General features: G+C 66.2%; 12 protein-coding genes and 1 tRNA gene. 7 read left to right on the forward strand and 6 right to left on the reverse strand.

The features are described 5' to 3' along the window. The first annotated feature begins 63 nt into the window (after positions 1 to 63). The 4 genes from tilS (at position 64) to AVKW3434_RS00665 (ending at position 3257) form a co-directional block, all read left to right on the forward strand. A complete protein-coding gene (tilS, locus tag AVKW3434_RS00650; RefSeq protein WP_284403534.1) occupies positions 64 to 1014 on the forward strand; it encodes a tRNA lysidine(34) synthetase TilS in 951 nt (316 codons plus the stop codon). Positions 1015 to 1111: 97 nt separating this feature from the next. Then, positions 1112 to 2380, forward strand: a complete 1269-nt coding sequence (locus AVKW3434_RS00655; RefSeq protein ID WP_272563989.1) for an aspartate kinase — start codon at positions 1112 to 1114, stop codon at positions 2378 to 2380. A 42-nt stretch (positions 2381 to 2422) separates the two neighbouring features. After that, positions 2423 to 2515 (forward strand) — tRNA-Ser (locus tag AVKW3434_RS00660). A gap of 361 nt (positions 2516 to 2876) precedes the next feature. After that, the gene (locus AVKW3434_RS00665; RefSeq protein WP_284403537.1) at positions 2877 to 3257 is read left to right on the forward strand and encodes a hypothetical protein; all 381 of its coding nucleotides are present in this window, start codon (positions 2877 to 2879) and stop codon (positions 3255 to 3257) included. A 106-nt stretch (positions 3258 to 3363) separates the two neighbouring features. Here the strand turns inward: AVKW3434_RS00665 and AVKW3434_RS00670 are convergent, their stop codons facing one another. The 5 genes from AVKW3434_RS00670 to AVKW3434_RS00690 form a co-directional block, all read right to left on the reverse strand. After that, positions 3364 to 3543: a hypothetical protein gene (locus AVKW3434_RS00670; RefSeq protein ID WP_272563984.1), complete on the reverse strand. Its 180-nt coding sequence runs from the start codon at positions 3541 to 3543 to the stop codon at positions 3364 to 3366. 284 nt (positions 3544 to 3827) lie between these two features. Continuing rightward, positions 3828 to 4274, reverse strand: coding sequence for a hypothetical protein (locus tag AVKW3434_RS00675; RefSeq protein WP_284403539.1), 447 nt, complete (start codon positions 4272 to 4274; stop codon positions 3828 to 3830). Positions 4275 to 5044: 770 nt separating this feature from the next. Continuing rightward, the gene (locus AVKW3434_RS00680; protein WP_284403541.1) at positions 5045 to 5464 is read right to left on the reverse strand and encodes an RNA-binding S4 domain-containing protein; all 420 of its coding nucleotides are present in this window, start codon (positions 5462 to 5464) and stop codon (positions 5045 to 5047) included. Beyond that, the gene (locus AVKW3434_RS00685; protein WP_284403543.1) at positions 5461 to 6921 is read right to left on the reverse strand and encodes a sensor histidine kinase; all 1461 of its coding nucleotides are present in this window, start codon (positions 6919 to 6921) and stop codon (positions 5461 to 5463) included. Before AVKW3434_RS00685 ends, AVKW3434_RS00680 begins: the two co-directional genes overlap by 4 nt. Then, a complete protein-coding gene (locus tag AVKW3434_RS00690) occupies positions 6918 to 7601 on the reverse strand; it encodes a response regulator transcription factor (protein WP_284403546.1) in 684 nt (227 codons plus the stop codon). The genes AVKW3434_RS00685 and AVKW3434_RS00690 overlap by 4 nt, the downstream gene beginning before the upstream one ends. A gap of 130 nt (positions 7602 to 7731) precedes the next feature. On the opposite strand from AVKW3434_RS00690, the gene AVKW3434_RS00695 reads away from it, so the two are divergent. From AVKW3434_RS00695 to AVKW3434_RS00705, 3 genes are all read left to right on the forward strand, one after another. Next, positions 7732 to 8691, forward strand: coding sequence for a Bug family tripartite tricarboxylate transporter substrate binding protein (locus AVKW3434_RS00695; RefSeq protein ID WP_284403548.1), 960 nt, complete (start codon positions 7732 to 7734; stop codon positions 8689 to 8691). Positions 8692 to 8825: 134 nt separating this feature from the next. Then, entirely contained in the window at positions 8826 to 9392 is a 567-nt protein-coding gene (locus tag AVKW3434_RS00700; RefSeq protein ID WP_272563978.1) for a tripartite tricarboxylate transporter TctB family protein, read from the forward strand. Next, positions 9392 to 10903: a tripartite tricarboxylate transporter permease gene (locus tag AVKW3434_RS00705; protein WP_284403549.1), complete on the forward strand. Its 1512-nt coding sequence runs from the start codon at positions 9392 to 9394 to the stop codon at positions 10901 to 10903. The genes AVKW3434_RS00700 and AVKW3434_RS00705 overlap by 1 nt, the downstream gene beginning before the upstream one ends. Here the strand turns inward: AVKW3434_RS00705 and AVKW3434_RS00710 are convergent. Then, complete coding sequence (locus AVKW3434_RS00710; protein ID WP_502869006.1) at positions 10893 to 12083, reverse strand: PepSY-associated TM helix domain-containing protein; 1191 nt, start codon at positions 12081 to 12083, stop codon at positions 10893 to 10895. The genes AVKW3434_RS00705 and AVKW3434_RS00710 overlap by 11 nt on opposite strands. Positions 12084 to 12086 lie beyond the last annotated feature (3 nt).

Raw genomic sequence — 12086 nt, forward strand, 5'->3', positions numbered from 1 at the left:
CCCTTCGGGGCCGTTTTGCATGGAAGACGCCGCCATCGCCGGCCCCTGAAACGCCCCTTCTGCATGACGCAATCCTTTGACGCCGCCATGGAGGCCTTTTTACCGGCCTTGCCGCTGGCCGTGGGGCTGAGCGGCGGGGCCGACTCCACCGCGCTGCTGCTGGCCTGCGCAGGGCGGTGGCCCGGTCAGGTGCATGCGTTCCATGTGCACCATGGGCTGCAGGCGGCGGCCGATGGCTTCGAGCGCCACTGCGCCGACCTGTGCCAGCGCCAGGGCGTGCCGCTCCAGGTGGCGCGCGTGGACGCACGCCCCGCGCCGGGCCAAAGCCCGGAAGACACCGCCCGCCGGATGCGGTACGAGGCTTTTTCGGGTCTGGCACAAGTAACACTAGGGCATGATGCTATAAAATCAATAGCATTGGCCCAGCATGCGGACGACCAGGCGGAGACCCTGCTGCTGGCGCTGTCTCGGGGCGCCGGTGTGCCGGGGCTGGCGTCCATGCCTGCGCACTGGCAGCGCGATGGCCTCGACTGGCATCGGCCCCTGCTGCGGGTGGCGGGCGCCGATGTTCGCGCCTGGCTGGTGGCGCGGGGCGAGGCGTGGGTGGAAGACCCCACCAATGGCGATGAGCACTACACGCGCAACCGCATCCGCCACCGGCTGCTGCCGGCGATCGATGCCGCTTTTCCCCAGTTCCGCGACACCTTCGCCCGCAGCGCCGAGCATGCCGCGCAGGCCAGCGAACTGCTTCAGGAACTGGCCGAGGCCGATCTGTCCGCCGTTGGCGTGCCGCCGCGGCTGGCGGCCTTGCAGGCGCTGAGCCGGGCCCGGCAGGCCAACGTGCTGCGCCACTGGCTGCGCAGCGTGCACGGCACCACGCCGGCCGCGGCCCAACTGGCCGAGCTGCTGGATCAGATCGCCGCGTGCACCACGCGGGGGCACCGCATCCGCATCAAGGTCGGCCGCGGCTTCGCCGTGCGCGAAGCCCAGGTGCTCGGTTGGTACAATTCCTAGGTTTTGGTCCCCATCCCTGCACGAAAAACGGCGGCGCGCCAGAACAATTTTTCTCCTTTCCCTGCGCCGTCTTGCGTTTCGTCATTCCAGATATCCAATGGCACTGATCGTTCATAAATACGGCGGCACGTCGATGGGCTCCACGGAGCGCATCCGCAACGTCGCCAAGCGCGTGGCCAAATGGGCGCGGGCCGGCCACCAGATGGTGGTGGTGCCCAGCGCCATGAGTGGCGAAACCAACCGCCTGCTCGGGCTGGCCAAAGACCTGGCCCCCTCGCGCGCCACGTCCGCCTACCACCGTGAACTCGACATGCTGGCCTCCACCGGAGAGCAGGCGTCTTCCGCGCTGCTGGCGATCGCGCTGCAGTCCGAAGGCATGGAGTCGGTGAGCTACGCCGGCTGGCAGGTGCCGATCCGCACCAACAGCGCCTACACCAAGGCCCGCATCGAATCCATCGACGACCAGCGCGTGCGCGCAGACCTGGCCGCCGGCAAGGTCGTGATCGTGACGGGCTTCCAGGGCATCGACGAGCACGGCCACATCACCACGCTCGGCCGGGGCGGCTCCGATACCTCCGCCGTGGCCGTGGCCGCGGCGATGAAGGCCGCCGAATGCCTGATCTATACCGACGTGGACGGCGTGTACACGACCGATCCGCGCGTGGTGCAGGAGGCGCGCCGCCTGGCCACCGTGAGCTTCGAGGAAATGCTGGAGATGGCCAGCCTGGGCAGCAAGGTGCTCCAGATCCGCTCGGTCGAATTCGCCGGCAAATACAAGGTGCCCCTGCGCGTGCTGTCCAGCTTCACGCCCTGGGACATCGACATCAACGAAGAAGCCCGCTCCGGCACGCTGATCACTTTTGAGGAAGACGAAAAAATGGAACAAGCCGTTGTATCCGGCATCGCATTCAACCGCGACGAGGCCAAGATCTCCGTGCTCGGCGTGCCCGACAAGCCCGGCATCGCCTACCAGATCCTGGGCGCCGTGGCCGATGCGAACATCGATGTCGACGTGATCATCCAGAACCTGAGCAAGGACGGCAAAACGGACTTCAGCTTCACCGTGAACCGCTCGGACTACGCGCGCACGATCGATCTGCTCAAGGAAAAGGTCGTTCCGGCACTGGGCGCGCAGGAAGTGGTGGGCGACGCCAAGATCTGTAAGGTCAGCATCGTCGGCATCGGCATGCGCAGCCATGTGGGCGTGGCCGCCAAGATGTTCCGCGTGCTGAGCGAAGAGGGCATCAACATCCAGATGATCTCGACCTCCGAAATCAAGACCTCCGTCGTGATCGACGAGAAGTACGTGGAACTGGCGGTGCGCACGCTGCACAAGGCGTTCGAACTGGACCAGTCGCCCGCTTAACGAGTCAAAACCGCCTTCAATCTGAGGCATAATAGTCGGATTGGAAACGTGACCGAGTGGCCGAAGGTGCTCCCCTGCTAAGGGAGTATGGGGTGTAGAGCCTCATCGAGGGTTCGAATCCCTCCGTTTCCGCCAGGTACAAAAGCCCCAAGTGATTTTTCACTTGGGGCTTTTTCCTTTTGCGCGGTGGCATCAGCGCAGGACGGCATATCGATGCCGCTCCCTGCGCCCTCGATGGCGTTCTTTTCAAAACCCGCTTCGGCGGGTTTTTCGTTTCGACGGGGCTGCCGTTTTGAACGCGCCCATGCATGCGCCGTGGCGCAGATTTCGATCCGCACCCTGTCAGAAATGACCTGGGTCAAGTAATTTGCCGCGATTGCGTGTCGTCCGACATCCACGCGGTGTTCGGGACGGCGAGGCGGGGGTGATGGGCTCTTTACAACGGAATGGCAGCGGGCATTTCGCCTGCGAAGCGACAACCTCAAAGGAGTCCACCATGAACGCATCCCATACGCCCCTGGCTGAAACAAGACCTGCCGGCTCTGACCTGGCTGAGCAGGCCCGTCCCGGTCACGGCATTCCTTCGCAGGACCCAGCCGTGGCGGCTCAATATGCGCTGTCGCCTGAGGAGGCCGAGCGCGAATCGAAATCTTCGCTGATGGGCGGCGGTGTCATGGCCGGTACGGCCGCAGGCGCGGCCGTTGGTGCGGCCGTGGCAGGGCCTGTCGGAGTGTTCGTGGGTGGCACCGTCGGTGCCGTGGCGGGCGCGTTGGGCGGGGCGGCCGCGGGAAGTCTGGTCGAGCCCGATGCCCCGTCAGCCGACGAGCAACCAACGCATGACGCGGGCAAGACCCCCAATACCGTTTTGCCTCGCTGAAATTGCACACATCTGAATCCATGGGCAGCCACCATCAATCGGTGGCTTGTCCATTGGGAATGAGTGCTCCGGCGAGGCGCCGCAGAGCGTGTGGATTCCGTTGCGCTCAGTCGCCCCGGGGCGCAGTTTCCTGTTCCAGTTCCTCCAGAACCTGGATCGCTCCACGGATGCGCATCAGGGTATGGCTGAGTTCAGCTTGCCGCGCTTCCAGTTGCCGGAGTTGCTGCTCGCCTGCAGAAAGCTCGCTCTTGAGTTGCGCAAGCCGTGCTGTCAGTTGTTCACGCATCGGAGTGGGGTGGAGAGTGGTTGAAGCCTTGCATTGTGGATGCGCTTTATCAGGCCACAAAAAAAGACAGGGTGAATGCGCTCGACGCGCGCGCGCTAAGCACAAACGCCTTCACCGCGAGTGGACACGGCGTTGGCCTGAGACCCCGTCACCTGGCCAGGCGAGGCGATGATAGTTCGAGGGTGTGGATACACCCTGTGAGATGCGGTAAGTGCGGCCAGCGCATGTCAGTTCCACCCATTGGCCGCTGGCTTTGCGCATGTTTTTTGCGACCGAAGACGGCCTCAGGTGGCAGACGTCAGGTACAGCGAGGCCGCATCCGTGGCCAGTGCATTGAGCATTCCATCCGCACCGATGCGAAAGTGGGAGCCAGTCGTGTTTGCAATCGCTGCATAGGCGGCAAAACAATGGACCGGCAGCGTCATCATTCCGACAGCATCGCCCGACAGGATTTCGAACGCGGGTGGCGGTGCCGCTGCATCCAGGGTGAATCCGATCATCAGCATGGTGCCGTGCACCCCGACTTTTCCGCCGGTGATCTCGATGCATCCGGCTGCGTTCTGAACGGTGTAGCCATTGGCGGAGTAGGCAGCTTGGCCGGACAACGCCACGATGCGGACCCCGCGGGCTTTGATCACGTTGTATTCCGCCCAATCGGTGGAGAGGTTCAAGGGGGTGAACTGTTGCATGAGGCCGCGATGTTTCGCGCTCCTTGCCGGGTAGTTGTCCATGGGATGGGGTGGGTTGGGCAATGACTTACGCCTTTTGGCCAAGTCTTTAATTTGTGGGTAAAAAAGGGTTCAGGGCGGAGGCAGCGAATCACCTGCTGATGGGCGGTTGAGCGTGTGAGGCGCTCCGGTTGAACTGCCTGTTTTGGTTGTCTTGCGGAGGAGGGCTCATCGGCATCGCTTTTTCCTTGTTGCTGGGGTTCACAAACAAACGCACTTGAAACGTCCTGTGCGTTCAAGGTTGCGCTTTCACCACGGAAAAGGGCGTAGGAGAAACCTGAGTCGGAAGTCAGGGATGCATGGTTTGATGTAACTTTTTGCGTCTTTTGTGGCGATGTGAAAAATTTGGCGCGCGTGGCGCTTGCATCGCGGCAAATCAGCGCAGGTGACAAAAGCCGTGAACTTGGCGTCTCGATTTGTGCGGAATCGACGTCAGGAATAGCATATTTCTCAAATTCCATCAGGCGAAACGATAGACCTGCTTTTTTCGAACGTGAAAGGGTTATGATTCATCCCGTCGGCACCTCCAGCCGACACCTCCCTTTCTTGCTCTTTAGCAAGTTTTGCCCGCCTCGTGCGGGCATTCTTTTTTGTGCTGTCAGCGGAGAGTAAGGGTCGTGCTCAAAATGGATTCCACCGGACGGGGCATCGCCTCCCCTAAGGAATTCGGGCTGTGACCAGGCCGCAATGCCTGCCCGACTTTGCCCGCCCCTGTGCGGGCATTTCTTTTGGCGCAGCAGCGTTCCCTTGGCAAGTCGCCGAGCAACCGCAGGTCAATCGTCGGCGGACGCGCTCCATCGGCTGCCCCAATCACGCGCCTGGTCGATGTTGCGGCGATCCCGCTTGGTCGGCCGGCCTTCGTGCAGGCTGGCGGCAGGCTCGGGTGCCAGACGGCGCTGTTCCGCGGCTTTCTCGCGGGCAGCGATGCTTTCGGGCGTTTCTTCATAAAGCAATTGCGCCACGGGTGCAGGACCGCGCATGCCGCTGAGCGCGCGCACTCGCACCGTGCGCTGCATGGGACCTTGGCGCAAATCGACGGTATCGCCGGCCCGCAGTTCTCTGGCGGCCTTGGCCGCCTGGCCATTGACGGTCACGCGGCCTTTGCCGATCTCTTCCACGGCCAGCGAGCGGGTTTTGTAGAAACGGGCGCACCACAGCCATTTGTCCAGGCGCATCGATTCGGGAGGGTTCATGCGGCCATTTTCTTCCGATCCGCGGGCGGCGGATTGTCGGCCGATGCCAACGGAAGGCGCACCACCGCATCCAGCCCGACAACCCGTGCGCCGTCCATCCGGTTGGACAGCTCGATCTGTCCGTCCAGCGCCTGCACGATCTCCTGGCAGATGGCCAGCCCCAGTCCGGACCCGGTGCGCACGTCGCCGGCCGAGAACGGCTGGAACAGGCGCTGCGCCAGCTCGGCATCGATGCCAGGGCCGCTGTCGGCCACGGTCAGCGCCACGTGGCGACCGTCCGTGCGCAATTCCACCGACAGCACGCCGGACACCGGTGTGTGGCGGATCGCGTTGTGCAGCAGATTGCGGGTGAGTTCACGCAGCATCCATTCGTGCGCCTGCACGGGGGCCGGGTCGGTGTGGATGCCGAAGTCCAGGTCGCGCTGGGCGATGAGGGGCGACAGTTCCAGGGCGATCGCCCGCAGCTCGTCATCCAGCCGGGTGACGGGTGGGGCGCTTTGCTGGCGCAGTTGCTCGACCTTGGCCAGCGCGAGCATCTGGTTGGCCAACTGGGTGGCGCGCTCGACGGTGTCGCTGATCTCATGCAGCGCCTGCTCCGGGGGCGCGTCGCCACGCAGCGCGGACTGCACCTGGGTCTTGAGCACGGCCAGCGGCGTGCGCAACTGGTGCGAGGCATCGCGCACGAAGCGTTTCTGGTGCGCCAGCAGGTACGACAACCGCAGCATGACGTGGTTGGTGGCGTCGATGAGCGGCTGCAGTTCGCGCGGCGCGGATGGCGCGGAGATGGGGCGCAGGTCGTCCTCGGGCCGGTTCTGCAGCCGCGCGCTGAGCTGCCGCACAGGGCGCGTGGCCTGTTGCACCACCAGCACCACGATGACACCGATGGCCACCACCAGCAGTGCCTGCCGCGCCAGCGTGGTCCACAGGATCTGCAGGGCCAGGGTCTGGCGCAACTCCAGCGTTTCCGCCACCTGGATCACGGCCATGCCGCGGCCCTGGGGCGTGGCGACGGGCTGCAGCAGCACGGCCACGCGCACGGGGCGGCCGCGGAACTGGTCGTCGTAGAAGTCCACCAGCGCGGCATAGGGCGGGCGGGCAGGAATGCTGCCGTGCCAGAACGGCAACTCGGCAAACCCCGATACGAGGCCGCCGTGCAGGTTGGACACACGGTAGAACATGCGACTCTGGTTGTCTGCCTCGAAAGCCTCCAGCGCAGAGTACGGAACGATGGCACGCAGCTGGGCCGCGTCGTCGTAGCCGGTCACGTCGATCTGCTCGCTGATGCTCTTGGCCGAGGCGAGCAGCGTGCGGTCATAGGCGGTGTGCAGCGAGGCCAGTGTCTGCCGGTACAGGCTGTGGGTGTTGTAGGCGATGAACAGCGAGGCGGGCACCAGGATGCCCACCAGCAGTTGCCGGCGCAGCGATCGCGTGCGGGGGCGCGCGTCGGCGCGCTTCATGCATCGGCCTTGAGCAGGTAGCCCAGCCCCCGCAGGGTCATGAGCGTGAGGCCGGTGCCCACCAGCTTCTTGCGCAGGCGGTAGACGACGACCTCGATGGCCTCGTACTGCACGTCGAGCTGCCCGGGAAAGACCAGTTCGTACAGGCGCTCCTTGGTCACCGCATGGCCGGGCTGGGCGAGCAGGGCGTGCATGAGGGCCAGTTCGCGCGGGGTGAACTCCATGACCTCGTTGTCCAGGTAGATGGCGCCGCTATCTTTTTCATAGCGCACTGCCGCGATGTTGATTGTGCTGGAGGCCGATTTGGCTTCAGGTGCCTCGCCGGTCCGGCGCACCAGCGCGCGCAGCCGTGCCTCCAGTTCGTCCAGGTCGAAGGGCTTGGGCAGGTAGTCGTCGGCGCCGGCATTCAGGCCGAGCACCCGGTCCCCCACGGTGCCGCGGGCGGTGAGCAGCAGCACGGGGGTGCGCAGCCCCTTGGCACGCGCCTGCTGCAGCACCTGCAGGCCGTCGAGGCCGGGCAGGGTGAGGTCCAGCACGACGGCATCCGGGGCACGCGCGGTCCATTGCGCGAGGGCGGCGCGGCCGTCGCCGAGGGCCGTCACCTCCATGCCGCGGCGGGTCAGGGAGCGTTGCAGCGTGGCCTGCATGGCCGGGTCGTCTTCCACGAGAAGCAGTTGCATGCGCGGCACCTTAGCACCGCTCGCAGCGGCGCCGAAGATGGGTGTTTACCCTGAGCGCGCGGACAGCCGTTTGACAGGAACGGCGCGCATCATCGGCCCGTTCGTACAACTATTAATCCAGGAGACAACGATGCGTCGTGACACCTTCCTCAAATCCCTGGCGGCCCTGGCCGCGGCCGGTGCGCTGCCGTTGTCGGCCCGCGCTGCCACCGCCGTCAAGATGATGCTGCCGGCCAACCCCGGCGGCGGCTGGGACACCACGGGCCGTGCCCTGGGCCGCGCGCTGCAGGACGCCGGCGTGGCCTCGTCCGTCACCTACGACAACAAGGGCGGCGCGGCCGGCGCCATCGGCCTGGCGCAGTTCGTCAACTCCAGCAAGGGCGATCCGAACGCGCTGATGGTGATGGGCTCGGTGATGGTGGGCGGGATCATCACGGGCAAGCCGCCCGTGAACCTGTCGCAGGCCACGCCGATCGCGCGGCTGACCAGCGAATACAACGTGTTCGTGCTGCCGGCCAGCTCGCCCTTCAAGACCATGGGTGATGTGATCGCCCAGCTCAAGAAGGACCCTGGCAGCGTGAAGTGGGGCGGCGGCTCGCGCGGCTCCACCGAGCACATCGCCGCGGCGATGATCGCCCGCGAAGCCGGTGTGGACCCGGCCAAGATCAACTACGTGGCGTTCCGCGGAGGCGGCGAGGCGATCGCGGCCATTCTGGGCGGCAACGTGACCATCGGCGGTGGCGGCTACAGCGAGATGGCGGAGTACATCAACACCAAGAAGATGGTGCCGGTGGCGGTGACCTCGGGCCAGCGCCTGAAAGGCTCTTCGGTGCCCACGCTCAAGGAGCAGGGCATCAACGTGGAGATCGGCAACTGGCGCGGCGTGTATGCCGCCCCGGGCATCTCGGCCGAGCAGCGCAAGGGCCTGGTGGACATGGTGGCCAAGGCGCTCAAGAGCAAGAGCTGGGCCGAGTCGCTGGAGAAGAACGACTGGACGCCCGCATGGCTGGCCGGCGATGAGTTCGGCGCGTTCGTCGATGCCGAGTTCGCCAGCCTGCGCGCCACGATGGTCAAGACCGGGATGGTCTGACCCCCGGTGTTGCCCACGCGGTGCGGCGCCCTGCCCGGGTGGCGCACCGCCGTGACCTGCGCGGCCGCCGAACCCCAGCGCTGAAATCAATGCACCCCGTGCCGGTGGCCCCGGGGGATGACGAGGACACAAGCATGTCGGAGCCTATCGCTTCTTCCCCCCCTTCCCTGGCCGAGCCCGACCCGGGGCCCAGCACGGTGCCCGGCGCGCGCATGCAGGCGGCCGTGGGCGCCGCCGTGGTGCTGATCGCGGGCGGCCTGGCCTTCGGCGCCGTGAGCATTCCCTCGAACGCGGGCTACGGCGGCGTGGGCCCGAGCTTCCTGCCCTGGCTGGTGGCAGGGGTGCTGGCCTTGTGCGGCGGGGTGCTGCTGTGGGAGGCGCTGTCGGGCGGCTTTCGCTCCATGGACGAGCCCGGCGGCGCCGCGCGCGCCAACAAGGTGGCGTTCGTCTGGGTGTCGGCCGGACTGCTGCTGAATGCGGCGCTGATCGCCACGGTGGGCTTCATCTTGAGCTGCACGCTGTGCTACGTGCTGGCGGTGCAGGGGCTTCGCCGGGCGGCCGGGCAGCCGTCGGCCGGTGCGGCGCGCACCTGGGCGATGGACGTGCTGACCGGCGCGCTGATCTCGGCGCCGGTCTATTGGGCTTTCACGCAATTCCTGGCGATCAACCTGCCGGGTCTCACGCAAACAGGGTGGCTGTGATGGAAATCTTCGACGCATTGCTGGCGGGCTTCGCCACCGCGGCCACTCCGGCCAATCTCCTGTGGGCCCTTGTGGGCTGCGCGCTGGGCACCGCCGTGGGTGTGCTGCCGGGCATCGGCCCGGCCGTGGCGGTGGCCATGCTGCTGCCCATCACGGCCAAGGTCGAGGTCACGGCCTCGATGATCTTCTTCGCCGGCATCTACTACGGCGCGATGTATGGCGGATCGACCACTTCGATCCTGCTGAACACGCCCGGGGAGACGGCGAGCATGGTCACGGCCATGGAGGGCAACAAGATGGCCAAGAGCGGGCGCGCGGGTGCGGCGCTGGCCACGGCGGCCATCGGCTCGTTCGTCGCCGGCACCATCGCCACCGTGGTGGTGACGCTGTTCGCGCCCTACGTGGCCGACTTCGCCGTTCGCCTGGGGCCGCCGGAATATTTCATGCTGATGGTGCTGGCCTTCACGACCGTGAGCGCGGTGCTGGGCAAGAGCACGGTGCGCGGCCTCACGGCGCTGTTCGTGGGCCTGGCAGCCGGCCTGGTCGGCATGGACCAGATCTCCGGCGCGGCGCGCTACACGGCCGGCCAGCCCGAACTGCTGGACGGCATCGACATCGTGCTGGTGGCCGTGGGCCTGTTCGCCGTGGCCGAGGTGCTGTATGCCGCCATGTACGAAGGCCGGGTGGTGGACACGCAAAACCGCATGGGCCGCGTGCACATGACGGCGCGCGACTGGAAGCGCTCCATTCCCGCCTGGCTGCGCGGCACGTTGATCGGCACGCCGTTCGGCTGCATTCCCGCCGGCGGCACGGAGATCCCGACCTTCCTGAGCTACGCCACCGAGAAGAAGCTGGCCAAGGGCGATGACAAGGCCGAGTTCGGCAAGGAAGGCGCCATCGAAGGCGTGGCGGGCCCCGAGGCCGCCAACAACGCCACGGTGACGGCCGCGATGATCCCGCTGCTCACGCTGGGCATCCCGACCTCCAACACGACGGCCGTGCTGCTGGGCGCGTTCCAGAACTACGGCATCAACCCCGGGCCGCAGCTGTTCACCACGTCGGCCACGCTGGTGTGGGCGCTGATCGCCTCGCTGTACATCGGCAACGTGATGCTGCTGGTGCTGAACTTGCCCATGGTGGGCCTGTGGGTCAAGCTGCTCAAGATTCCGAAGCCCCAGCTGTATGCGGGCATCCTGATCTTCGCCACGGTGGGGGCCTACGGCATGCGCCAGAGCGCGTTCGACCTGTTCCTGCTGTATGGCATCGGCGTGCTGGGCGTGCTGATGCGCCGGTTCGATTTCCCCACCGCACCGGTCGTCGTGGGCATGATCCTCGGGCCCCTGGCCGAAGCGCAGATGCGCAATGCGATCTCGATCGGCGAGGGCAGCTGGTCGATCTTCGTCACGCGGCCCATGTCGCTCACGCTGATGGTCATCGTGGTGGCGGTGCTGGTCGTGCCCCGCCTGATGCGCGGGTGGGCCGCGCGGCGCCTGGCCCTGGCTACCGCTTGATCGGTGCGCGTGCCGTCGTCAGCGGAGAGGCCAGAGCGGCTTCTCCGCTGACGGTTTTTCCGGGGGAATTGGTCGCCGGGCTGGCGGCCCTGCGGCCCAGCCAGAGATAGAGCCCGCTGCCCAGCACGATGATGGTGGCGATGTCCAGCAGCGCCCAGAGGATCTTCATCGGCATGCCGCCGTAGTCGCCGAAGTGCAGCGGCTGCGACACCAGCAGGGCCACGAGGTACCAGGGCAGCTTGGGTGCGGCGGTCACCTCTGCCGTCTTGGCATCCACCAGCACCGGCTGCAGCAGCCGCGACGTGAGCGGCTCATTGCCGCGCAGGAAGAACGTGTGGTGGTGCGGGCTGGAAAACGACGTGCCCGGAAACGCGATGAACGACAGCTTGGTGCCCGGTGCGCGGGCCAGGGCCGCGTCCAGCGACTTCTGCACCGAGGCGCGCTCGGCCACGGGCGTGATCAGCTGGCCGTTGTAGGGCGCCAGCAGCGCGCTCAGTTCGTCGTACTGCCAGTATTTGACGAGCAGGTCGGCCCAGGTGTTGATCATGCCGGTGCCGCCCACCACGAAGGCCCACACCAGCGTGACGATGCCCAGCAGGTTGTGCAGGTCGAGCCACTTCACGCGGGTCGAGCGTTCGCGCCGCACCTCGCCGAAGCGCAGCTTGCGCATGAAGGGTGCATACAGCACCACGCCCGTGACGATGGCCACCAGCAGCAGCAAACCCATGAAGCCCAGGAACAGCTTGCCCGCCAGGCCCGCGAACAGGTCCACGTGCAGCTTGAACATCACGTACATGAACCCCTCGTCAAAGCGCGGCTGCGCCAGCAGGGCGCCGGTGCGCGCATCCACCGCCACCGAGCGGAAATCCTCGGTGGGGGCGGGCGTGGGCGTGAGGGTGGCGAACCACAGGTCGGTGCTGTCCTCGGGCTGTGAGGCGAACTGCACCACCCGGTCCGGGTGCTGTGCACGTGCCACGTCCAGCACGCGGTCCAAGCTGACGTGCGGCGTGCCGGCGGGCATGGGCGGGGCTTCCACCTCGGTGCCCAGCAGGTGCCCGATCTCGTGGTGGAAGATCAGCGGCAGGCCTGTGAGGCACAGCAGCAGCATGAACACGGTGCAGACCAGGCTGCTCCACTTGTGCAGCCAGGTCCAGGTCTTGAGGGAGCGTGCAGTCAGCATGGT

Origin of the sequence: Acidovorax sp. SUPP3434 (genome assembly GCF_030159015.1) — a bacterium.
Lineage (GTDB): Bacteria > Pseudomonadota > Gammaproteobacteria > Burkholderiales > Burkholderiaceae_C > Paracidovorax.